Annotated in this window: 19 protein-coding genes; 13 read left to right on the plus strand and 6 right to left on the minus strand. The window is 63.5% G+C overall.

Features of this window, described 5'->3' with window-relative positions:
* Nucleotides 1-245: 245 nt before the first annotated feature.
* The 7 genes from U5A65_RS12920 (at nt 246) to U5A65_RS12950 (ending at nt 6,961) form a co-directional block, all read left to right on the plus strand.
* Nucleotides 246-1,097: a transporter substrate-binding domain-containing protein gene (locus U5A65_RS12920; protein ID WP_321915438.1), complete on the plus strand. Its 852-nt coding sequence runs from the start codon at nt 246-248 to the stop codon at nt 1,095-1,097.
* Nucleotides 1,098-1,170: 73 nt separating this feature from the next.
* Nucleotides 1,171-1,902 carry an ABC transporter permease gene (locus tag U5A65_RS12925; protein WP_321915439.1) on the plus strand — a complete coding sequence of 244 codons (732 nt, stop codon included), beginning with the start codon at nt 1,171-1,173 and terminating at the stop codon, nt 1,900-1,902.
* Nucleotides 1,903-1,919: 17 nt separating this feature from the next.
* Complete coding sequence (locus tag U5A65_RS12930) at nt 1,920-2,666, plus strand: ABC transporter permease (protein WP_321915440.1); 747 nt, start codon at nt 1,920-1,922, stop codon at nt 2,664-2,666.
* A gap of 25 nt (nt 2,667-2,691) precedes the next feature.
* A complete protein-coding gene (locus tag U5A65_RS12935) occupies nt 2,692-3,483 on the plus strand; it encodes an ABC transporter ATP-binding protein (RefSeq protein WP_321915441.1) in 792 nt (263 codons plus the stop codon).
* A gap of 25 nt (nt 3,484-3,508) precedes the next feature.
* Complete coding sequence (locus U5A65_RS12940) at nt 3,509-5,125, plus strand: histidine ammonia-lyase (RefSeq protein WP_321915442.1); 1,617 nt, start codon at nt 3,509-3,511, stop codon at nt 5,123-5,125.
* 13 nt (nt 5,126-5,138) lie between these two features.
* Nucleotides 5,139-5,888, plus strand: a complete 750-nt coding sequence (hutC, locus tag U5A65_RS12945) for a histidine utilization repressor (protein ID WP_321946484.1) — start codon at nt 5,139-5,141, stop codon at nt 5,886-5,888.
* Between the two features lie 83 nt (nt 5,889-5,971).
* Entirely contained in the window at nt 5,972-6,961 is a 990-nt protein-coding gene (locus tag U5A65_RS12950; RefSeq protein ID WP_321915444.1) for a LysR substrate-binding domain-containing protein, read from the plus strand.
* Between the two features lie 55 nt (nt 6,962-7,016).
* Here the strand turns inward: U5A65_RS12950 and U5A65_RS12955 are convergent, their stop codons facing one another.
* On the minus strand, nt 7,017-8,132 hold the full coding sequence (locus U5A65_RS12955) for a 4-hydroxyphenylpyruvate dioxygenase family protein (RefSeq protein WP_321915445.1): 1,116 nt from the start codon (nt 8,130-8,132) through the stop codon (nt 7,017-7,019).
* 291 nt (nt 8,133-8,423) lie between these two features.
* On the opposite strand from U5A65_RS12955, the gene shiA reads away from it, so the two are divergent.
* Nucleotides 8,424-9,737 (plus strand): shikimate transporter, encoded by a 1,314-nt coding sequence (gene shiA, locus U5A65_RS12960; RefSeq protein ID WP_321915446.1) that lies wholly within the window; start codon nt 8,424-8,426, stop codon nt 9,735-9,737.
* Nucleotides 9,738-9,833: 96 nt separating this feature from the next.
* The gene (locus tag U5A65_RS12965; protein WP_321915447.1) at nt 9,834-10,604 is read left to right on the plus strand and encodes an IclR family transcriptional regulator domain-containing protein; all 771 of its coding nucleotides are present in this window, start codon (nt 9,834-9,836) and stop codon (nt 10,602-10,604) included.
* Nucleotides 10,605-10,783: 179 nt separating this feature from the next.
* Here the strand turns inward: U5A65_RS12965 and U5A65_RS12970 are convergent, their stop codons facing one another.
* The 3 genes from U5A65_RS12970 to U5A65_RS12980 form a co-directional block, all read right to left on the minus strand.
* Complete coding sequence (locus U5A65_RS12970) at nt 10,784-11,974, minus strand: arginine deiminase (protein WP_233271811.1); 1,191 nt, start codon at nt 11,972-11,974, stop codon at nt 10,784-10,786.
* A 165-nt stretch (nt 11,975-12,139) separates the two neighbouring features.
* The gene (locus U5A65_RS12975) at nt 12,140-13,564 is read right to left on the minus strand and encodes a basic amino acid/polyamine antiporter (protein ID WP_321915449.1); all 1,425 of its coding nucleotides are present in this window, start codon (nt 13,562-13,564) and stop codon (nt 12,140-12,142) included.
* A 62-nt stretch (nt 13,565-13,626) separates the two neighbouring features.
* Nucleotides 13,627-14,088: a hypothetical protein gene (locus U5A65_RS12980; protein WP_321915450.1), complete on the minus strand. Its 462-nt coding sequence runs from the start codon at nt 14,086-14,088 to the stop codon at nt 13,627-13,629.
* Between the two features lie 292 nt (nt 14,089-14,380).
* Here U5A65_RS12980 and U5A65_RS12985 point away from each other — a divergent pair, with 292 nt between their 5' ends.
* Complete coding sequence (locus U5A65_RS12985) at nt 14,381-15,796, plus strand: basic amino acid/polyamine antiporter (protein WP_321946485.1); 1,416 nt, start codon at nt 14,381-14,383, stop codon at nt 15,794-15,796.
* A gap of 98 nt (nt 15,797-15,894) precedes the next feature.
* Nucleotides 15,895-16,851 carry a cation diffusion facilitator family transporter gene (locus tag U5A65_RS12990; protein WP_321915452.1) on the plus strand — a complete coding sequence of 319 codons (957 nt, stop codon included), beginning with the start codon at nt 15,895-15,897 and terminating at the stop codon, nt 16,849-16,851.
* A gap of 152 nt (nt 16,852-17,003) precedes the next feature.
* Here U5A65_RS12990 and U5A65_RS12995 read toward each other — a convergent pair whose 3' ends face one another.
* Together U5A65_RS12995 and U5A65_RS13000 are read right to left on the minus strand one after the other, a co-directional pair.
* A complete protein-coding gene (locus tag U5A65_RS12995; RefSeq protein ID WP_321915453.1) occupies nt 17,004-17,684 on the minus strand; it encodes a VIT1/CCC1 transporter family protein in 681 nt (226 codons plus the stop codon).
* Nucleotides 17,685-18,002: 318 nt separating this feature from the next.
* Complete coding sequence (locus U5A65_RS13000; RefSeq protein ID WP_321946486.1) at nt 18,003-18,914, minus strand: lysozyme inhibitor LprI family protein; 912 nt, start codon at nt 18,912-18,914, stop codon at nt 18,003-18,005.
* Between the two features lie 310 nt (nt 18,915-19,224).
* Here U5A65_RS13000 and U5A65_RS13005 point away from each other — a divergent pair, with 310 nt between their 5' ends.
* Together U5A65_RS13005 and U5A65_RS13010 are read left to right on the plus strand one after the other, a co-directional pair.
* Nucleotides 19,225-19,842 (plus strand): LysE family translocator, encoded by a 618-nt coding sequence (locus U5A65_RS13005; RefSeq protein ID WP_321915455.1) that lies wholly within the window; start codon nt 19,225-19,227, stop codon nt 19,840-19,842.
* An 81-nt stretch (nt 19,843-19,923) separates the two neighbouring features.
* Nucleotides 19,924-22,299, plus strand: coding sequence for a DNA polymerase II (locus tag U5A65_RS13010; RefSeq protein WP_321946487.1), 2,376 nt, complete (start codon nt 19,924-19,926; stop codon nt 22,297-22,299).
* The last annotated feature ends 1 nt before the right edge of the window (nt 22,300 follow it).

A 22,300-nucleotide genomic window follows, 5' to 3' on the forward strand; every position in this document is an offset into this window, starting at 1 on the left:
TGACTAGACAAATTTGTAAGGAACGTGCCTGAGCACCAGCGCCGCCCGCCCGGCAACGCAACGTCGCGCGCAAGCGCATGGATTTAGCGCCATTACACGCGGATTTACAGGGTTTTCCATGAGCCCGTATTTCTGAAATTCTCTTGCACTCAAATTCTTTTCTCGCCATTCTTGTCTATGCAAGTCACGCGAGCGAAATAACGTACCCACGGGTCCACAGTACCCACCGACAAAGGAGCATGGTCATGCAGGCGAAGTACACCCGGCTGGCAAAAGCGCTGATCGGCGCAGCACTCGGCGTCACGCTGCTTGGAAGCGGCAGTGCCGGCGCGAAGGAATGGAAAAGCGTGACGATCGCGCTCGACGGCAGCTATGCCCCCTGGAACCTGACGCTGCCCGGCGGCAAACTCGGTGGCTTCGAACCGGAACTGGTCGAAAACTTGTGCGCGCGTGCACAGATCCAGTGCAAGCTCGTCGCTCAGGACTGGGATGGCATGATTCCGGGTCTCCAGGCCGGAAAGTTCGATGTCCTGATGGATGCGATCTCGATCACGCCCGAGCGTGAGAAGATCATCGCCTTCTCGAAGCCCTATGCATCCACGCCGGCAACGTTCGCCGTGTCCGATACGAAGGTTCTGCCCAAGGGCGGCCCGAACACGCCGCCTCTGAAGCTCGACGCCGACTCGCGCAGCAACGCGCCCGCCATCGAGTCGATGCGCCACGCGCTGAAGGGCAAGACCATCGGCATCCAGTCGGGCACTGTCTATACGGGTTTCATCAACGCGAACTTCAAGGACGTCGCCTCGGTGCGCGTGTACAAGACCGCGCCCGAGCGAGACCTCGACCTCGCAAACGGCCGCATCGACGCCACCTTCGACGACGTGACGTACTACACCGCCAACTCCGACAAGTCGCCTGTGGTGATTGCCGGCACGATGATCTCCGGTCCGATCTGGGGTCCCGGCGAAGGCCTTGCATTCCGCAAGCAGGACGCCGACCTGAAGGCGAAGTTCGACACCGCGATCGCCGCGGCGCTTGCCGACGGCACCGTGAAGAAACTCGCCCTGAAGTGGTTCAAGACCGACGTGACGCCATAAGCGCCGCATCCAGGCCACGCGCGCGCCACTTCCGGCGCGCGCCTTTGTTTCCCGACCCGCGTGGATCCAAGCCATGTCTCTGTTATCGATCTTCAACACACTCGGCCTCGGGCCGGACGGCTGGGGTAGCGTACTGCTGCTCGGCGCGTTGATGACTGTCGTCCTGACGCTTGCCGCACTCGCGATCGGCGCGGTGTTCGGTGCGCTCATTGCCGCCGCGAAACTCTCGCGCTGGCGCGTGCTGCGCGTATTCGGCGACTTCTACACGACCGTGTTTCGCGGCGTGCCCGAACTGCTCGTCATCTATTTGTTCTACTTCGGCGGCTCCTCGCTCGTCACCACCGTTGGCCAGTGGTTCGGCGCAGACGGTTTCGTCGGCGTGCCGCCCTTCGCCGTTGGCGCGTTCGCGGTCGGCATGATTTCGGGCGCCTATCAGGCCGAGGTCTATCGCGCCGCCGTGCTCGCGGTTGCGCGCGGCGAAATCGAAGCCGCTCGCGCGATCGGCATGCCGACGCTCACGATGTTCCGCCGCATCCTGATCCCGCAGGTGCTGCGCTACGCGCTGCCCGGCATCGGCAACGTCTGGCAACTGAGCCTCAAGGATTCCGCGCTGATATCGGTGACCGGGCTCGCCGAGCTGCTGCGTTCGAGCCAGATCGCGGCGGGCTCGACCCACCAGTACTTCCTCTTCTTCGTCGCCGGCGGCGTGCTGTATCTCGCCATGACGGGCGTGTCGAACCGTGTCTTCGGGCGTGCCGAAGCGATCGTCGGCCGCTCATTCAAGCGCAACTTCGCGCGCAACTGATCACGGAGCGCTCAATCATGACCATCGATTTCGCGTTCCTGCTCGACACCTTGCGCCAGCTCATCGGCGCCGTGCCGACAACGCTGGGCCTTTTCTTCGCCTCGCTCGTGCTGGGCGGCCTGCTCTCGCTCGTGATCGTCACGATGCGGGTGTCGCCGCACTGGCTGCCGAACCGCTTTGCGCGCGCATACATCCTCGTATTTCGCGGCTCCCCGCTGCTGATCCAGATGTTCCTCGTCTATTACGGCCTCGGGCAGTTCGGCGTGATTCGCGAGAGCTTTCTGTGGCCGGTGCTGCGCGAACCCTATGTTTGCGCCGTCCTGTCGCTCGCGCTGTGCACGGCGGGATATACGGCCGAGATCATTCGCGGCGGCCTCATGGCCGTGCCCGTCGGGCAGATCGAAGCCGGGTACTCGATCGGCCTTTCCGGTTTCGCCCTGCTGCGCCGCGTGATCGGACCCATCGCGCTGCGTCAGTGCCTGCCCGCGTATTCGACGGAAGCCGTGCTGCTCGTCAAGTCGACGGCGCTGGCAAGCCTCGTCACCGTGTGGGAAGTGACGGGAGTCGCGCAGCAGATCATCCAGCAGACCTATCGCACGACCGAGGTGTTCACGTGCGCGGCGCTCATTTACCTGTTCCTGAACTTCGTCGTCGTGCGCGTGATCGGCTTCCTCGAGCAACGGCTCTCGCGCCATCTGCGCGCGGCGCCGCCCGCCGTACGCAAGCCCGCCGCGCCGCTCGAAGCCAGCCGCGCCGTATCGTGACCCGCCGCCCTATCCGGAGAGATTGATGAACCCATCTGCACCCGTTGCACTGTCGGTACGCAACATCCACAAATCGTTCGGCGACCATCACGTCCTGAAGGGCATTTCGCTCGACGCACACGAAGGCGACGTCATTTCGATTCTCGGCGCGAGCGGCTCGGGCAAAAGCACGTTGCTGCGCTGCCTGAACCTGCTCGAGACGCCCGACGACGGTTCGGTCGCGCTCGCGGGCGAAGAGCTCAAGATGAAGCGCCGCCGCGACGGCAAGCTGCATCCGGGCGACCGCCGCCAGGTCGACCGCGTGCGCTCGCAGCTCGGCATGGTGTTTCAGAACTTCAACCTGTGGTCGCACATGACCGTGCTCGAGAACCTGATCGAAGGGCCCATGCGCGTGCTCAAGCGCAGCCGCGCCGAGTCGGTCGAAGAAGCCGAAGCGCTGCTCGCCAAGGTCGGTCTCGCGGACAAGCGCGGCTACTATCCGGCGCATCTGTCGGGCGGTCAGCAGCAGCGCGTCGCCATTGCGCGCGCGCTCGCCATGCATCCGAAGGTAATGCTGTTCGACGAGCCGACTTCGGCGCTCGATCCCGAACTGGTCGGCGAAGTGCTGCGCGTGATGCGCACGCTCGCCGCAGAAGGCCGCACGATGCTCGTCGTCACGCACGAGATGGGTTTCGCGCGCCACGTTTCGAATCGCGTGATGTTCCTGCACCAGGGCCAGGTGGATTCGGACGGCACGCCAGACGAGGTCTTCGGCGAGCTGAAATCCGAACGCTTCCGCCAGTTCGTCTCGAGTCACCAGGATCGCAACGCTCACTGAACCCGCGCAACGCACAAGCTCTCTCATGGCAATCACACGTACCCAGAATCCGCTCGACTGGCGCGAAATCGCCGCCATTGCCGCGGGCGAACCGCTGATGCTCGGCGCGCACGCACAGGCGAGCATTCGCAGCGCCCGTGCCCTCGTCGAACAGATCGTCGCGCGCAGCATCCGCGCCTATGGCGTGAACACGGGCGTCGGCGCGCTGTGCGACGTGGTCGTCTCGCAAGACGAACAGCACGACCTGTCGCACAACATCCTGATGAGCCACGCCGTGGGCGTGGGCGAGCCGCTCGGCGCCGAGGAAACGCGCGCGATCATGGCTGCGGCCATCAACAACTTTGCGCATGGCCATTCGGGCGTGCGGCTCGATGTCGTCGAGCGGCTCGCCGCGCTGCTCGATGCGAATTGCCTGCCCGAAGTGCCCGCGTTCGGCTCCGTCGGCTATCTGAGCCACATGGCGCACATCGCGCTCGTGTGCGTGGGCGCGGGACATGTGCGCTGGAACGGCGAACGCCTGAGCGGCGCGCACGCCCTGCAGCGGCTCGGTCTGCAGCCCCTCTCGCTCGAGGCGAAAGAGGGTTTGAGCCTCGTAAACGGCACACCGTGCGTAACCGGGCTCGCGGCGCTCGCGCTTCAGCGCGCGGAGCGGCTGCTCGACTGGGCGGACGTCGTCGCCGCGATGAGCTTCGAGAATCTGGGCGGCCAGATCGCGGCGTTCGACACGCATTCGCTCGCGTTTCGCGTGTCGCCGGGCCTCGCGCGTGTGGGCGAGCGCCTGCGCGCAGCGCTCACCGGCAGTTCGCTGCTCGAAAAGTCGCTCGGGCGGCGCACGCAGGACCCGCTCAGCGTGCGCACGATTCCGCACGTGCACGGCGCCGCGCGAGACACGCTCGCCGCGACGGTCGAAGTCGTGAACCGCGAGCTTGCCTCGGTGACCGACAACCCGATCGTTGCGGGCACACCGGAATCGCCGCAGGTGTACTCGCAGGCGCACGCGGTCGGCGCCTCGATCGCCCTGGCGATGGACAGTCTCGCAACCGCGATTGCACAGGTCGCCGCCATGGCCGAACGGCGTCTCGACCGGTTGGTGAACCCGCTCGTGAGCGGCCTGCCGGCCTTCCTCGCTCACGCGAGCGGCACGCGCTCGGGTTTCATGATCGCGCAGTACACGGCCGCCTCGCTCGTCGCGCAAAACCGCCGTGAGGCCGCGCCCGCGAGTCTCGACGGCGGCGTGACCTCGGGGTTGCAGGAAGACCACTTGTGCCATGCGACGCCCGCGGCGCTCAAGGCGCTCACGATCATCGAGAACAGCAACCGGATTCTCGGCATCGAACTGCTCGCCGCGGCGCAAGCCTACGATCTGCAGCCGCTCGATGCGGCGCGTGCGCCGTACACGGACGCGCTCTACGCCAGCGTGCGCGCCGCGCTGCCGACCTATCGCGACGACCGCCCGCTCTCCGACGACATGACGTTTGCGTTTCGCCTCGTGGCCGACGGCGCGCCGCCGCCGCTTCCCGGCCCCGCGCATGAGCGCTCGCCTGGCATCTCGCGGGAGGCGGAACCCGACATGCGCTCCGTGGCGCGCAGTACCGCAGCCCCGGCAAGCAACGACGCGCTGCCCGGCGCGGTCGGCGTCTGAAGCGAGGACAGGCATGCACGCGCCTTCTTCGCTCATCGACACCTCAACGCGTTCCGCTACCGCGCACAAGGTCGCTCCAGCGTATGAGCAGATCAAGCGCTACGTGGTCGATCGCATCACGGACGGGACATGGAAACCCGGTGAGGCCATTCCGTCGGAAACGGAGCTCGTCAAGGAATTCGGCGTCGCGCGAATGACCGTATCGCGCGCGCTGCGCGAACTGTCGGCCGAGCATGTTCTCAAGCGCGTTCAGGGCGCGGGAACGTTCGTCGCGTCGCGCGATGTCGAATCGACCGTCCTCGAAGTGCGCAATATTGCCGACGAAATCGCCGCGCGGGGTCACCGGCACAGCGCACGGGTGCTGACGCTGGAAGCAAGCTCGAACGATCAGGCGATGGCCGCGCTCGAGCTCAGCGGCGGTTCCGTGTTCCATTCGCGCATCGTCCACTACGAGGAGGACGAAGCGATTCTCTACGAGGACCGCTATGTGAACCCGCATGTGTTTCCCGGATATCTGGCGCAGGATTTCACGCTGGAAACGCCGAATCACTACATGATGCGGCTCGCGCCGGTTCAACGCGCGGAGTTCCGGATCTACGCGCAAAAGCCGGACGCGGACATACGGCGCCATCTTGCGATGAATATCGGCGAGCCCTGCCTGCTGATGTGGCGGCGTACGTGGGTGGGCAGCGCCGTTGCCACGGCTGTCGAGCTTTGGCATCCGTCTTCGCGTTTTCATCTGGTCGGCAAGGTCTCGACATAACGGCGGGGGTCCCGCGCAGCCATCGTCGCCGCGTTGCACAACGTTTAGAATCTCTTCCGATCGGAAACCGTTGGAGCACACGGATGAAACTGCACCAGTTGCGCGTTTTGCTCGCGCTCGCGCAGCACGGCAGCATGCACGAGGCGTCGCGCAGCCTGCACATCTCGCAGCCCGCGCTTTCCAAGGCGATTGCGGAGCTGGAGCGCGAACTGGGCGTGACGCTCATGTCGCGCTCGGTGCGCGGCGTCAGCCTCACGAATTACGGGCGCGCGCTCGCGAAGCGCGCGAGCGTGGTCGAACAGGAATTACGCCACGCGCTCGAAGATATCGAAGGCATGCGCGGCCATGCCGAAGCGCAACTGAACATCGGCTTTTCCGCCGTGGCGTCGAGCGGGCCGCTGCCCGAATCCATCGCGGCGTTTCGCGCGCGCTTTCCGGGCGTGGAGGTGCACGCCTATGAAATGCGGCCGCAACAGATACTCGAAGGGCTGCGCGAAGGCCGCCTCGACCTCGCGCTCATCTCGACGAACAGCGGCCCCAGCACGAGCGCGTTTCAGTGGGAGCCGCTGTTCTCCGTGGGCATGGTGCTCGCCGCGCGCCCCGGCCATCCGCTTGCAGACACGACGCGCCTGCGCGATCTGCTCGAGGCCGACTGGCTCACGCTCGACCCGCTGGACGATCCCGGCAGCCCGCTTGCGAGCCTCATGCGCGTCAACCGCCTCGACATGCCCAAGCGCATCGTGCACAGCGTGTCAAACCTGCTTGGCTTGCAGCTCGCGACCTGCACGGATGTGATCAGCATGTGGTCGGACTTCGTGTTCTACGGCATGAGCGGGCCGCTCGTCCTCAGGCGCGATGCATTGCACACGCTGCCCATTCGCGACGAGTTGCCCGACTTCCATGTGTTCATGGTGTACCGGTCCACGGACCTGATGACCCAGGCGTGCACCGAGTTCAGCAAGGAAATTCGCCATCGTTGCCGCACGATGGTCCCGCCGCGTGCCGCCGCGCTCGGCACAGCGCGTGCGCGCAAAACGGCGGGCAGCGCGGCGAAATCACGTTTGGAACCGTAACGTTGCGGATTGCGCGGCTTGGCCTGCTGAGGCTTAACCTGCTTTAGCCCTGCTTTTAGCCCTGGTTCGCGCCCGCCTCGCGCGCTCGCGCGAGCACGTCGAGATTGCCCTCGCCGAAACCGTGGTGGCCGCTGCGCTGCACGACTTCAAAAAAGATCTCGCCGGGATGGCGTTTTGCAAACGTCTGGAAAAAGAGCCGCGGCACGCCGTCTTCGCCAATCTCGCCGTCGATCAGCACGTGACGCTTGCGCAACGCCGCCAGGTCCACGCCGTGGCCGGGCAAACGCGCATCCACGGTGTCGTAGTAAGCGGGCGGCGGCTCGACGAACTCCACGCCATTGGCCACGAGCGCGTCGACGCTCGCGAGGATGTCGTTGCTCGCCAGCGCAATGTGCTGCACGCCTTCGCCGGGATGCTCGGGCAGATAGTCGTGCAATAGCTGCGTGCGCCGCGTGCCTTCCTCGTACACCGGAATGCGCAGCTCGCCGTCGGGCGACACCATCACGCGCGACTCCTCGGACACATGCCAGTTCGCGTTGATCTCGTGGATCTCGCGGAAATGCAGCAGGTCGCGGTAGAAGTCGAGCCATTCCCCAATGCGCCCCTCGCCCACCGTTTGCGTGAGGTGATCGACGCGCGTGAGGCCCGTGCCACCGTGATCGAGATCGGTATGCGCCGTGGCGACGTCGATGGGCCGGAAGTCGATGTCGAAGATCGAAATGTCGCCCACGCCCCCGCGCTGGCCGCCGCGTCCGCGCCAGCGGTCGATGAAATAGAGGTGCGAATCGCCAATGCCCTGGATTGCAGGAATGTGCAGCTCCGCAGGCCCGAGGCGCTCGCCTTCGAACGCCCACGCGCCGAGCGAGATCGCGTGCTTGAACGCGCGCTTCGCATTGTCGACGCGCACGCCGATCGCGCAGATGCCCATGCCGTACTCCTGCGCGTAACGCGCGGCGAACGAGTCGGGCTCGGCGTTCAGCAGGAAATTCATCTCGCCCTGCCGGTAGAGCGTGACCGCCTTGCTCACATGGCGCGCGATCGCCTTGAAGCCTAACTGCTCGAAGCGGCGGCCGAGTTCGGCCGGCTCGGGCGCGGCGAACTCGACGAATTCGAGGCCGGCCATGCCGAGCGGATTGTCCGCCTGCGGCGGAGGATTAGAGGGGCTGGACATGCAATAGGCTCCTGACGCAAGCGCTGAAACGGGCACTTCGCCGGCACGGACGGGCGAAGCAGCGCGATTTTAACCATTTCGTTCATTTTGACGAAGACCGCCGTATGCGGGCGGTCCACGCGCCATCTCGGTGCAAACCCGCAAAGCGTTCGATAATCGCACGCACTTGGGCGATAATCGCGCAAAACGGCGCCGCCACGCATTGCCGGATAGCGTGGGCCGCCCTATGCTGCGACTCACGTTTAGCGCATACCGCAGCATGGCACATGCGCAAAAGTCTGGAGACAACTGATGACCCCAAGCCTCGACACCACCGGCTCGCCCGACACCGCCCCTCTTTCGCCGTCGCGCAGCCAGGCCCGCAAGGCGGCGCTCGGCAGCTTTGTCGGCGCGGTCGTCGACTGGTACGACTTCCTGCTCTACGGCATTGTCGCCGCGCTGGTCTTCAACGGGGCGTTCTTCCCTCAGGTCAGCAAATCGACGGGCACCCTCGCCGCCTTTGCGACTTTCGGCGTGGGCTTCCTGTTCCGCCCGCTCGGCGGGATCGTGTTCGGCCACTTCGGCGACCGGCTCGGACGCAAACGCATGCTCGTGATCACCGTGATGATGATGGGCCTGTCCACCGTGGCCATCGGCCTGCTGCCGACCTACGCGACGATCGGCTTGTGGGCGCCCGCGCTGCTCGTCGCGTTCCGCGCGCTGCAAGGCTTCGCCGTGGGCGGCGAATGGGGCGGCGCTGCGCTCATGGCCGTGGAAAGCGCGCCGCGCGGCAAGAAGGCGTTCTACAGCAGCGGCGTGCAGGTCGGCTACGGCGTGGGTCTCGTGCTCGCCACGGGCATTGTCGCGATCCTGAGCCACCTGCTCGGCGAGGCGTCGTTCCGCTCGTGGGGCTGGCGCCTGCCGTTCGTGTTCAGCGTCGTGCTCGTGCTGATCGGCCTCTGGGTGCGCTCGAGCATGGACGAGTCGCGCGAGTTCGTCGAAAAGGTCGAGCACGGTCATCGCAAGCTCAAGATGCCGGTGATCGAGGCGCTCACGCGTCACCCGAAGGCCTTCCTCTATATCGTCGCGCTGCGTCTGGCCGAACTCTTCACGATGTATATCGTGACCGCTTTCGCGCTGAGCTATTCGACGAGCAACCTCGGCATGTCGCGCGATCTCTTTCTCGGCATCGGCCTCTTCGTGGGCGCGCTCAGCTGCGTGACGATCCCCTGCTTCGCGTGGCTCGCCGACCGCCTCGGGCTGCGCCGCATCTATCTGATCGGCGCGGTCATCGGCTTGCTGAGCGCCGTGCCGTTCTTCCTCGCGCTCGAAGCGCGCTCCACGGTCTGGATCGTGATCTTCTCGGTGATGCTCGCAAACATCGCCCACGACATGGTCGTGAGCGTGCAGCAGCCGCTCTTCACCGAACTGTTCGGCGCGGAGTACCGCTACAGCGGCGCAGGCGTGGGCTACCAGTTCGCGAGCGTGGTGGGCGGCGGCTTCACGCCGTTCATCGCGGTGGCGCTGGTGGGCGTTGGCGGCGGTTCGTGGCACCTCGTGGCCGCGTATCTGGCGATTGGCTGCCTGATCTCGCTGATCGTGGCGGCGCGCATGAAGCCGGCGTGAGCGCGCGCACATCGAAGGCTGGCGAGCCGCAGGCGTTTGGCGCCTGCGGCTTTTTCCATTGATTTGGCAACTTGCGGCAGAGGGTCTTGTTCGCCGATGAAGAAACCGCCACTGGACCCGCGCGACTGGATTGCGGGGCTTGAAAAAGGCCTCGCGATTCTCGAAGCCTTTGACAGCGAGCACGCGCGCATGACCCCCACCCAGGCGGCGGAGCGCACGGGCCTCTCGCGCACCGCCGCGCGCCGCTATTTGCTCACGCTCGAATCGCTGGGCTATGTGTACACGGACGGCCGGCTGTACGGCCTCACGCCGCGCGTGTTGCGCGTGGGCTGGTCGTATTTCGATTCGGCGCGCCTGCCGCGCACCGTGCAGCCGTATCTGCAGCAGTTGAGCGCGACGCTCAACGAATCGGCCTATGTGAGCGTGCTCGATGGCTGGGACCTCGTGGTGATCGCGCGCAATGGTGTTTCGCGCGTGATGACCACGGGCTTCGTGCTCGGCGCGCGCGTGCCCGCGCCGCTCATCTCACCCGGTGTGGTGCTGCTCGCGCACGAGGCCGACCAGGAAGCGGTTTCCGCCTGGCTCGATACGGTCGAGCTGACGCCCTTCACGCCGCATACCATCACGAGCGGCGCGCGCCTGCGCGAGAAGATCGGGCGGGCGCGCGTGGATGGCTATGCGCTCATCGAACAGCAGTTGCAGGTGGGCGTGCGCGGCATTGCGGTGCCGCTAAGGAATCGCAACGGCGAAGTGGTCGCCGCGCTCAGCACCAACATGCCGATGGGCGATGAAAGCCCGGAGGCCGCGCTTCAGCGCGTCCTGCCGCATCTGCAGGAAAGCGCGCTCGCCATGCTCAACGTGCTTTGACTGGGGCTAGCGTGCGCTAGCGCTGCGTTGGTGCGCGTCATGTGCGCACCCGCAAGCGCGCGCCACCGCCGGACGGGTAGCTGTCCGCCTACCCGTAACCCGGCTTCGCCCACTTCTGTTATTCGGCACCATCGCGGCGCAATTGCTTGCGCCCGCAACGGTCACCTCGCACTTCGACGCTAGAAGTCCACCGCATCGCGAATGATCGGGCACGTCATGCAATGGCCGCCGCCGCGCCCACGCCCGAGCTCCGCGCCCACGATACTCACGACTTCGATGCCAGCCTTGCGCAGCAGCGTGTTCGTATAGGTGTTGCGGTCGTAAGCGAACACGACGCCAGGCGAAGTGCAAACCAGGTTCGCGCCGCTGTCCCACTGCGTGCGTTCACGCTGGTAGTCGTTGCCGCCCGCTTCCACCACGCGCATTTTCTTGATGCCGAGCGCGGCGCTCACGACCTCGACGAAGGACTTTTTCTCCTGATGCAATTCCACACCCGCCGGGTGATCGCTGGGCCGGTAGGTAAAGGTGCGAGTGCGCGCGAGGAAATCTGGCGCGATCAGCACGCAATCGCGATCTGCGAACGTGAAAACCGTATCGAGGTGCATGGCCGCGCGAATTTTCGGCATGGCCGCGACGATCACCTGCTCGGCCGCGCCCTTCTTGAACAGCGTGGCAGCGAGCTGGCTGATCGCCTGACGCGACGTGCGCTCGCTCATGCCGATCAGCACGGTCTTGTTGCCGATGGGCATGACATCGCCGCCTTCGAGCGTCGCCATGCCGTGGTCCTCAGTGGGGTCGCCCCACCACACGTTGACCTTGCCTGCGAAGTCCGGATGAAAACGGTAGATTGCCGCCGCCAGGATCGTTTCCTCATGGCGCGCGGGCCAGTACAGCGGATTGAGCGTCACGCCGCCGTAAATCCAGCACGTGGTGTCGCGCGTGTATAGCGTGTTCGGCAACGGCGGCAAAAGATATTCAGTAGAGCCGGCCGCTTCGCGCACGACCTTGAGCGCAGCGCCGCCGTGCGATTCGGGGAAGTCGTAGATCGACAGGCCGCCAAGCAAGGTCTCGGCCAGCTTGCGATCCTCAAGCCCTTCCAGATAGCTGCGCAGTTCGTCGATAAACCCCAGCCCGACCTGGTTCGGCACGATCTGATTGTCGAGAATCCACTTCTTGCCTTCGGGCACGGCAACGGTTTCGGCGAGCAGGTTGTGCATTTCCACGACCTCTACACCACGGTCGCGCATTTTCGTGACGAAGTCGAAATGGTCGCGCTTCGCGTTGTCGACCCACAGCACGTCGTCGAACAGCAGCTCATCGCAATTGCTCGGCGTGAGACGCGAGTGCGCCATGCCGGGCGCACACACCATGACCTTGCGCAGCTGGCCGACTTCGGAATACACCCCCAACGCACTGTCTTCCTTCGCCTTGCCCTTGCCCCCCTTCGCGGCCTTTTCTAATTTATCTGCTTTCTCGCTCTTTTCACTCTTCCCACCGCCCTTTGCCTTGGACATATCGATCTCCGCTCGTTCTCATTAGATTGCCATGGCGCCCGTGGCCAGCGCCACGACGCCTACGATCGCCGCGACAGCCGCCACGATGAAAATGACCCAGTCGCTCGTACGCTGAAAAACCTTCAGCTTGCGTTCTCTGCGCGCGAGGAAATACAGCACGGTGCCAGGCGCATAAAGAATCGCAGAAAGCAGGATGAACTTGAGCCCCCCGGCAACGATCATGAACAACGTGTAGATCACAGCGACCGCTGCCAGCGCGAGATCGCGCTTGCGCTCTTCGGGCCGCAATTCGTAGCTTTCACCTCGGTTCGAAACCATGAACCCATAGGCCGCGACGAAGAGATACGGAATCAGCGACATCGAACTCGTGAGGTTGAGCATCAGCGAGAACGCATCGCGCGAGAAATACGTGCTAGCCACCAGCAACTGCACGACGATATTGGTGATCCAGAGCGCATTGGCCGGCACATTGTTGGCGTTTTCGCGCGCGAACACGGCCGGCATGTCCTGATTGCGCGCCGCGGCGAACATCACCTCGGCACAGATGAGGGACCACGCCAGATACGCGCCCAGCACGGAAACAATTAGACCCACGCTCACAAAGATGCCGCCCCACGGTCCGACCACGCTTTCGAGCACGGCCGCCATGGAGGGCTGGCGCATGCCCGCCACGTCAGCGCGCGGCAGCACGGCGAAAGGCAGCATGGAAACGAGCACCATAAGCGCCGTCACGCCCGCGAAGCCGAAGATCGTTGCGCGCCCAACGTCCGCGCGCTCCTTCGCGTAGCGCGAATACACACTCGCACCTTCGATGCCGATGAACACGAACACGGTGACCAGCATCGTCGCGCGAACCTGCTGGATGAGCCCGCCCTCTTGCGCCGCGGACTGGATATTCAGCTGGAAGGTCCCGTACTTGAATACGAACAGGAGAATGACGACGAACACCAGGATCGGGATGACCTTGGCGAACGTCACGATCGTGTTGATGAACGCGGCCTGCTTCACGCCGCGCAGAATGAGAAAGTGAAACAGCCAGATGCCGATCGAAGCCACGACGATCGCTGTAACCGTATTGCCGTCGCCGAAAACCGGGAAAAATGCGCCCAGCGTGGACTTGATCAGCACCCAGTACGAGACGTTGCCAATGCAACTGCCGATCCAGTAACCGAACGCGGAGAGGAAGCCGGGATAGTCGCCGAAGCCCTCTTTGGCGTACATGAACACACCGGCGTCGAGGTTCGGCTTGCGCTCCGCGAGCGACTGAAAGACGCGTGCGAGCGTGTACATGCCCACGCCCGCCACGAGCCACGCAATGGCCGCGCCGACCGGTCCCGTTGCATTGGCGAAGGTTCGCGGCAGAGAAAAGATCCCGGCGCCCACCATGCCCCCGACTACCATCGCGGTCAACTGCACGCGACTCATCTTCTGCTCGGTATCGGCCATCGGTTTCCTCGCTTTGTTCAGAACTTCGCTTTATCGAGAGACCAACCCCACCTGCGTTCACTTCATCGGGTCACGCGCACCGAGTTGTTGCCGAGCAATACACGCACACGGTCGCCCGGCACGAACTGCTGATCCGCATCCTGGACCACCGACATCAGTTGCCCCGAATCCAGGCGCACCACGATTTCAAGGCCCGCGCGCTGTGTGACGCGCTGCTCCACGGCATTGCCCGCCGCGCCGCCCAGCACAGCACCGCCTATGCCCGCCGCAACCGAACCCGTGCCGCGCCCGATGTTGCTGCCTGCCGCGATGCCGCCAAGCGCGCCACCCGTGATTGCGCCAATGCCGGTCGGACCTGGCTGGATGGTGACGGGCCGCACGGATTCGACCGCTCCGAGTTCGACCACGAACACCTGCTGCGCCTGAGCCGGCGTGAAGGTGGAACCTGAAGTGGGCGCCTCGCAGCCGGAAAGCGCAAGCGAGCCAACTACGGAGCCAAGAAGTGCTGCAGCGAGATATCGCATGACATTCCCCTGATGCGGCGCATTGCGGATTCGCCAATTCGTTCGACCTGTTTGCTAACGATTGCATGCACACTCATTAGCGAACATTCAGCCAATACGTGCCCGGCGACGCTCCTTTTGCCATCCATCCTCCGGACACCTGACGAACATTATGGAATACGATTCGCACATGATGCATTCAACGTGACATTCGCTCGAGAATCGTTCAGCAATTCAATGTGGCGCGCATTTTCAATCCGCGATTTCCCGCGCTCGCATTACGACAGATCGAAGATCGGATAAAGGCTCGAACATGAAATCGACGGATGACCAGAAGTTGTCGCTGCCGGTACTCACAGCCATGGTCGTGGGGTCCATGGTCGGCGCGGGCATCTATTCGCTGCCGCGCAACTTCGCGCTCGAAGCGGGCCCAACAGCCGCCGTTGTCTCATGGTGCATTGCGGGAGGCGGCATGTATATGCTGGCCCGCGTCTTCCAGCTGCTTGCAGAAATCCGGCCCGACCTCGACTCCGGCATCTTTGCCTATGCACGCGACGGCTTTGGCGGCTACGCCGGCTTCCTCTCCGCGTTCGGCTACTGGATGGCCGGTTGCTTTGGCAACGTCTCCTATTGGGTGCTGATCAAATCCACGCTCGGCGCATTCGTGCCGGCATTTGGAAACGGCAATACGCCGATTGCCATTGCGGTTTCGTCGGTCGGCATTTGGGCATTTCACTGGATGCTTTTGCGGGGCATTCAGCAGGCCACGCTCATCAATGCGATTCTTACTGTCGTGAAGATTTTGCCGATTTTCGTTTTTATCGGTATTTTGAGTGTCTACGCAAGCGCGGAGCCATTCACGAACAATCTCGCGGAAAGTGCCGGGCGGCTTTCCACGCAGGTTAAAGGGACGATGCTCGTCACGGTATTCGTGTTTCTCGGCATTGAAGGGGCGAGCGTGTATTCGCGCTACGCGAAAAAACGCTCCGACGTGGGCGCTGCCACGATACTCGGCTTCGCCTTCGTGCTGTTGCTGCTCGTGCTCGTCACGCTGCTGCCCTACGCGCATCTCATGCGCGCGGACATCGCGGCCATGCGGCAACCTTCCATGGCGTCGGTGCTTGGCGCCGTGATCGGCTCGCCAGGTGCGGTGTTCATTGGCGGCGCGCTCATCGTCTCCGTGCTCGGCGCTTACCTTGCATGGTCGCTGATCTGCGCGGAAGTGCTGTATGCCAGCGCGAAAGCGGATGCCATGCCCGCCATCTTCGCGCGCCGCAACGCGCGGCAGCTTCCCACCGCCGCAATATGGCTCACGAGCAGCGTGGTGCAGGGCTTCGTCATCAGCACGTACTGGTCCACCGACGCGTTCTCGCTCATGCTGCGCCTCACGAGCGCCATGGCGCTCATCCCTTACTTTTTTGTGGCGACCTTCGGGCTCAAGGCGATCCGTGCGCTCCCGCAATCGGCCATGAGTGCGAGAAAGCGCATGCAGAGCTATGCCACAGCGGGCATCGCCACGATTTATACGCTGTTCCTGCTTTACGCTTGCGGGGTGGAACTGCTCGTCATGTCCGCGCTCTTATATGGACCCGGCAGCCTGCTCTACATGTGGGCGCGGCGCGAGCGCGGCCAGGCGCTCTTTTCCAGGCCGGAGTGGTGCGCATTTCTCGTGGTGATGGGCGGCGGACTCGTTGCGATCTTCGGGCTGAGCGCCTCTGCATGGCGTTAGCCGCACGCCGTCGCGCTCGCCCGCATCCGTCGGTCCCCTGACCGCTTTTCGTCTCACCGCCGCCATTCAAACGTCCCAACGTTCGACAGCGAGGAACCATGCCTATCAGCTACGCGCTCCGCAAGGCGCAACTCGCAGCGGTCGAGCAGCGCGCGATGAAAGTTTCCATTTACGTCGTGTGCCTCGGTTTCGCGGCCAACATCGGCTATGGCTTCTTCGTGCAGTCCGACACGCTGCTGCTGACCGCCATTTTCTATCTGCTCAACCTCGTGAGTTCCGCGCTCGGATTGCTCGCGGCCACCGTGGTCAGCCGGCCCGCGACGACCCGCTTCGAATATGGATATTGGTTTCTCGAGCCGCTCGTGAATGGCATAAACGGACTCATGATGCTGCTCGTTTGCGTGTATGGCCTCGTGAACGGGATCGAGGGGATCCGCTCGGGCGGCCACGTCGTGAATGCACGCGGCGTCATGCTGATCAGCCTCGCGAGTTGCGTGATCTGCCTGGCCATGGTGGTCTATAAAAAACGCGCGGCCGCGCAGATCAATTCCAAGCTGCTCAAAACCGACGGCTGGAAATGGATCATGAAATTCGCGTTCAGTGCGGCCACGCTGCTCGGCTTTTTCGTCTATTCGATCTTGCCCGAAAGCGTTCACTATCTATGGGCGCGCTATGTCGACAGTGCAATGACCGCGGGACTGTCGCTGATATTTCTCTCCGCGCCAGTGAAAATCGTGCGCACGAGCTTTGCTGAATTGCTGCACATGAGCCCCGAAGAGAACAATCCGCGCTCGGAGATCGAGAAAACGCTTTCAAAGCTCGAACGCGAGCTTGGCATTCTGCGCCATCACACGCACGTCATCCAGGCGGGCCGGCGTAATTTTGTCGAAATCAGCGTGCTTGTCGGCGCAACGTCCGCGTTAAGCGATCTCGCCTCGCAGGACAGATTGCGCGAACGGATATGGGAAACACTCAGCACGAATCCGCTAGAAAACCGGCTCACCATGCAGATCACCGCGGACCCGCGTTGGGAAGACGGACGCCAGCCTGGATGACGCGCGCTTCACCAGCGCGCGATCTGCGCGCTCAACCCGGCTACGCGCTCGCGTCGTGCCCTTCAGTACGAAACGGCGTGCGGCCGGCACCCACTACGATGGCATGCCTGCGCCGCCGCCAGGCAGGATCAGGTCGGCCAAAGTCGCGACGGTTAGCCGCCCAGCTTGATAATGGCCATCGTCAGCAGAATGCCGAGCGCGATCATCGCGATACCTGCCTTCATCGCCCCTGCGCCGGTGTAGCGCCCCAGCGCAAAGCCGGCGATGAAAAGCATCACGAGTGTGAGCACGCGCGAGGCGATGAGCGCCGTTGTCACGTCCTTGACGACGAGAAACGGCAACGCGACGGGAAACGTTCCCAGGACCACAAGCAGAAAAATGCCAAGCGCGCCGACGAAATCCCCTCTCACGAAATTCGCCCGAGGCGGCAACGTTGGGGCTGCCGCGAGGCGCACGCGGATCCGCTCGAGGTCGGCATCTTCGACGAGCGTAGCCATTTTTTCGGGCAATGCATCGCGCAGCGCCCGTACGGCAACCGACGGGTCCTGCTCGCGCTTGACGGTCTGCGCGAGTTGCAGACGCTGCCCCCGATCGGCGAGCGTTCGTACGAGATACATCACGGCGTCGGCGAGGCCCCACGCAAGATTGCACCCGAGCGCGGCGAAGAACATCTTGTACCCCTCGTCTTCGCCCGCGGTGACCGCCTTGACGGCGCCGACGAACGTCAGTGCCATGAACAGACCAAAACATATTTCGCAGACACGGTCGACGGTATTGAGAATCGGCTCGCGCTGTTCGGGCTCGGCGCGTCCGGCCGGCATGATCGTGCTCATATGGCCTCGACTCGAAATAGGCAACGCGACGTTGCGCTAGCTGCCAACGGGAGATGTTGCTACGAGAAGTATATGAAACAGTCGGCAGTTCGGTACCCCGATCTTGATGGACCGGGAACGCCGGGGCCATCGGTGGAGGCCCGCGACCGTCTGGATGCGGCCGCGCCGTCCATGGCATGCCGAGTAGACGTTCGCAAGCACGTCACGCTCTGCCATATGACGGTTGTGCGTCATGCGGGTCCCACGGGGTGCTTTCTTCAGTCCTGCATTAAGCCAATAGAGAAAATCCCCGCACGCGGCCAGCGTCTCCGCCACCCCTCAAGATCGGGACTCCTTTAGATCGTCGATACGCTGTCGATAGCTGCGCAGCAAGCAGGCCTTATCGCTACACGCATTGCGAACATCGCGAAGCCATGTCCGTTGCTCCGCTCGCAACCGCGCCTTGTTTGCCGACACACTGACCCGTTGGTTATAGATTTCAGTGAGCCTCTTGTCGACACGGGAAAGCTCGGCGTCCCCGCAAACAAGCTGTGCCTGAATGGATATGAGCTTGCTGCAATCGAGACTGCTCATCAACGCGGCCTTCGCATCCGGTTGTGCTTCCAGCCGCCCTGGCTTGCAGAGCCCCTGAAGCGACTGGCATGCGCCATCGCGCCGAACCCATGCCATGTCTTGCGCACCGTATTGCTTGACGAAACGATTGATGGCAGCGTGACTGACGCCCCTTTGCATGGCGTTCGCGGCGATTATTTCGTTGCAAAGCGAGTCTTCGGCATAGGTTTGCCCCGCTTTCCGATAGCAACTATGAAACCCGAGCAGACCGCTGCCAAGGACACTTCGGCGTTCGCCTGAGGCAAAGAGGATGGAAGCACAGGCGGACGCACACCTGGCGTCGCTCGGAACCAGCGTGTGGACGCGCACTTTGTCCATGGCATCGACGACACGGAATGCCGCTTCAACATTTCCCCCTGGACTGCTTAAAACGAATACGACCAGTCCATCACCATCGCGGTCGGCCCTGCTCGCAAACGCTCGAAATTTCCGGGCATCGCCGTCCTCGATCCTCCCCTCCCCGATGATCATCTTCAGCTTGAGCTGAGGTTGGTAATAGATACGGAAGTCCATCCCTCGCGCAATGCCGGGAAGCATCGGAGCAACCAGACACATGCAGAAAAGAAGCCGCCAGATCAAGCTTCGTGTCGCGGTCTGCCTTGCTTCCAGAGAACGCATCGGGCTCTCCCGTGTGCGAGAAGTCGTCCAGCCATCACCCGACGCGACAGTGGATAGCCAACATTGCACGCTGGCAGCTACCCCTCAGGCCTGTCCACTTCTCAACTACGTCTACGATACCGCGGCTCTTGTTTCAGTCCACCAAAGCAGTCTCATCCGCTGTGGCGCTTTAAGGGTTCGGCCGAACCGCGCCATCGCGCCCCAAGCCGTACTGTTCAGCGTCTTCACAACTGTACCGGTACTGTACCGCGCACTGTCGATAAACTGATCTCCATCGAATCTGCCTTCTCTTTCCGGAGCCCCTCCCATCATGCTGCCCGAAATGCTCAGTGCGCTGCCCGCCGGCATGCTCTTCGTCGTGGTCACGACCATCACGCCCGGCCCCAATAACACCATGTTGCTCGCTTCCGGCGTCAACTTCGGCTTTCGCCGCACGGTGCCGCACATTCTCGGCATTAGTGCAGGCGTGGTCGTGCTCATGCTCTCGGTGGGTTTCGGGCTTGGTCAGGTGTTCCGGCATATTCCGTCGCTCTATGTCGTGCTGGAAGTCGCGAGCATTGCGTACCTGCTGTATCTCGCGTGGAAGATCGGTACCTCTGGCGACCTCAAGGTAAAGAGCGGCGAGCACCGGCCCATGCGCTTTCACGAAGCCATCGCGTTCCAGTGGGTCAATCCCAAGGCGTGGATGATGGTGCTCACGGCCGCCACCACGATCCGCCTTTCTGCGAACTTCGGCACCAATACGATGGCGATGGCCTTCCTGTTCTACGTGATCGGCCTGCCGTGCATCTGCATCTGGGCCGCGTTCGGCACGAGCATGCGGCGTTTTCTCTCGAACCCGCGGCGGCTGCGCCTGTTCAACGTCGCCATGGCGCTCTCGCTGATCGTTTCGCTGTATCCGATGTTCGCGCACCTGCTGCAGCGCTAATACGACCCGCCGCCTTTCGATGTAAACGCCGGTTCAACCGCTACAATCGCAACCGGGAAACATGGGCGGCGGAGTCACACTTTGTCTGAGTTTGAAGCGGGTTTTATTCTCACCCGCCATTGGCGCGATACGGGCGAACACACCGAGGTCGACTTCTGGCTCGCGACCGACGCGGGGCCGCGCCAGTTGCGCCTGCGCCCCCAGCCCTCTGTGGCATTCGTGCCGGCCTCGCAGCAAGCTGCGGCCCGCGCCGCACTAAAGGGCGACGCACGCACCGAATTTCGCCCGCTCAATCTGTGCGACTTCCAGCACCGTCCGGTGCTTGGGCTCTACTCGCCGCAATATCGCGCCCTCGCGGGGCATGCGAAACGCCTCGCCAAAGCGGGCGTCGACGTCTACGAAGCCGACATCCAGCCGCCGGACCGCTACATGATGGAGCGCTTCATCACCGCGCCCGTGCTGTTTCGCGGCGACACCGTCGACTTCAGCGCAAGCGGCGTGCTGCTCGACGGCGAGATGAAACCCGCCAACGGCTATCGCCCGCGCCTGAAACTCGTGTCGCTCGACATCGAAACGAGCGCACAGGGCGAGTTGTATTCCATTGCGCTCGAAGGCTGCGGACAACGCCAGGTCTACATGCTCGGCCCTGCAAACGGCGACGCGAGCCAGATCGATTTCGATTTCGAATACTGCGAAAGCCGCGCGCAAATGCTCGAACGCCTGAACGCGTGGATGGCACAGCACGACCCCGACGCCATCATCGGCTGGAATCTCGTGCAGTTCGATTTGCGCGTGTTGCACGCGCACGCGCAGCAAACCGGCGTGCCTCTGCGACTTGGGCGTGGCGGCGAGGTCATGGAGTGGCGCGAGCACGGCATGCGCGAGAATCACTTCTTCGCAGGCGCAGCGGGCCGCCTCATCATCGACGGCATCGAGGCGCTGCGCTCGGCCACCTGGAGCTTTCCGTCGTTCAGCCTCGAATACGTCGCGCAGGCGTTGCTCGGTGAAGGCAAGTCCATCGACAACCCGTATCAGCGCATGGACGAGATCCAGCGCCGCTTCGACGAAGACAAACCCGCGCTGGCTCGCTACAACCTCAAGGACTGCGAACTGGTCACGCGTGTGTTCGAGAAAACCGAGCTGATCGCCTTTTTGCTCGAACGCGCGTCCGTCACGGGGCTGCCCGTGGATCGCAGCGGTGGTTCGGTCGCCGCGTTCACGCACCTGTATCTGCCCAAGATGCACAGGCTCGGCTATGTGGCGCCTAACATCGGCGACGTGGTGGGCGAAAACAGCCCAGGCGGCTTCGTCATGGACTCGCGCCCCGGCATCTACGACTCGGTGCTCGTGCTCGACTACAAGAGCCTCTACCCGTCGATCATCCGCACGTTTCTGATCGATCCCGTCGGACTCATCGAAGGTTTGAGCAATCCCGCCGACGATGTGTCCGTGCCCGGCTTTCTTGGTGCGCGCTTTTCCCGCGAGAAGCACTGTCTGCCGGAAATCGTGCGCCAGGTGTGGGACGAGCGAGAAAACGCGAAGCGGCACCACAACGCCCCGCTCTCGCAGGCGCTCAAGATCATCATGAACGCCTTCTACGGCGTGCTCGGCTCAACCGGTTGCCGTTTCTTCGACCCGCGCCTCGCCTCCTCGATTACGATGCGCGGGCACGAGATCATGCGCAGAACGCGTCAACTCATCGAGTCGCAGGGCTACGACGTGATCTACGGCGACACCGACTCGACCTTCGTCTGGCTCAAGCACGCGTACAGCGAAGCCGACGCCACGCGCACCGGCAAGCAGCTCGTCGAGCACGTCAATGCATGGTGGAAGGCCGAACTGCGGGAACGCTTCGGTCTCCAAAGCGCCCTGGAATTGCAGTTCGAACGCCATTACTCGCGCTTTCTCATGCCCACGGTGCGCGGCGCGGAAGAAGGCAGTAAAAAGCGCTACGCCGGGCTCACGCTTGCGAAGAGCGGCGGCGAAGAAGTCGTGTTCAAGGGCCTCGAAACCGTGCGCACCGACTGGACGCCGCTCGCACAGGAGTTCCAGCGCGAACTGTACCGGCGCATTTTCCAGCGCGAGCCCTATGTGGAGTACATCCGCGACTACGTGCGGCGCACGCTCAATGGCGAACTGGACGACCAACTCGTCTACCGCAAGCGCTTGCGCCGGCCGCTCGTCGAGTACCAGCGCAACGTGCCGCCGCACGTGCGGGCCGCGCGCGTCGCGGACGAGTTCAATCGCGCGAAAGGCCGTCCGCTCCAGTATCAGAACGGCGGCTGGATCAGCTACGTGATGACGACGGCCGGGCCCGAGCCGCTCGAAACGCTGAGCTCGCCGCTCGACTACGCGTTCTATGTGAGCCGCCAGCTACAGCCAGTTGCGGACGCGATTCTGCCGTTCCTGCGCGAGGATTTCGACACGCTGATGTCGGGGCAGCAGAGCTTGTTCTGAA

The sequence above is a fragment of the Paraburkholderia sp. J10-1 genome (assembly GCF_905220165.1).
Classification (GTDB): Bacteria; Pseudomonadota; Gammaproteobacteria; order Burkholderiales; family Burkholderiaceae; genus Paraburkholderia.

Coding starts and splice junctions, on each gene's coding strand:
- U5A65_RS12975 (WP_321915449.1), bottom strand. CDS start 13,564: ATGGCCGATACCGAGCAGAAGATGAGTCGCGTGCAGTTGACCGCGATG.
- U5A65_RS13000 (WP_321946486.1), bottom strand. CDS start 18,914: ATGCGTTCTCTGGAAGCAAGGCAGACCGCGACACGAAGCTTGATCTGG.
- U5A65_RS12995 (WP_321915453.1), bottom strand. CDS start 17,684: ATGAGCACGATCATGCCGGCCGGACGCGCCGAGCCCGAACAGCGCGAG.
- U5A65_RS12935 (WP_321915441.1), top strand. CDS start 2,692: ATGAACCCATCTGCACCCGTTGCACTGTCGGTACGCAACATCCACAAA.
- U5A65_RS12965 (WP_321915447.1), top strand. CDS start 9,834: ATGAAGAAACCGCCACTGGACCCGCGCGACTGGATTGCGGGGCTTGAA.
- U5A65_RS12985 (WP_321946485.1), top strand. CDS start 14,381: ATGAAATCGACGGATGACCAGAAGTTGTCGCTGCCGGTACTCACAGCC.
- U5A65_RS12930 (WP_321915440.1), top strand. CDS start 1,920: ATGACCATCGATTTCGCGTTCCTGCTCGACACCTTGCGCCAGCTCATC.
- U5A65_RS12920 (WP_321915438.1), top strand. CDS start 246: ATGCAGGCGAAGTACACCCGGCTGGCAAAAGCGCTGATCGGCGCAGCA.
- U5A65_RS12955 (WP_321915445.1), bottom strand. CDS start 8,132: ATGTCCAGCCCCTCTAATCCTCCGCCGCAGGCGGACAATCCGCTCGGC.
- U5A65_RS12980 (WP_321915450.1), bottom strand. CDS start 14,088: ATGCGATATCTCGCTGCAGCACTTCTTGGCTCCGTAGTTGGCTCGCTT.
- U5A65_RS13005 (WP_321915455.1), top strand. CDS start 19,225: ATGCTGCCCGAAATGCTCAGTGCGCTGCCCGCCGGCATGCTCTTCGTC.
- U5A65_RS12940 (WP_321915442.1), top strand. CDS start 3,509: ATGGCAATCACACGTACCCAGAATCCGCTCGACTGGCGCGAAATCGCC.
- U5A65_RS12950 (WP_321915444.1), top strand. CDS start 5,972: ATGAAACTGCACCAGTTGCGCGTTTTGCTCGCGCTCGCGCAGCACGGC.
- U5A65_RS12990 (WP_321915452.1), top strand. CDS start 15,895: ATGCCTATCAGCTACGCGCTCCGCAAGGCGCAACTCGCAGCGGTCGAG.
- hutC (WP_321946484.1), top strand. CDS start 5,139: ATGCACGCGCCTTCTTCGCTCATCGACACCTCAACGCGTTCCGCTACC.
- U5A65_RS12970 (WP_233271811.1), bottom strand. CDS start 11,974: ATGGTGTGTGCGCCCGGCATGGCGCACTCGCGTCTCACGCCGAGCAAT.
- U5A65_RS12925 (WP_321915439.1), top strand. CDS start 1,171: ATGTCTCTGTTATCGATCTTCAACACACTCGGCCTCGGGCCGGACGGC.
- shiA (WP_321915446.1), top strand. CDS start 8,424: ATGACCCCAAGCCTCGACACCACCGGCTCGCCCGACACCGCCCCTCTT.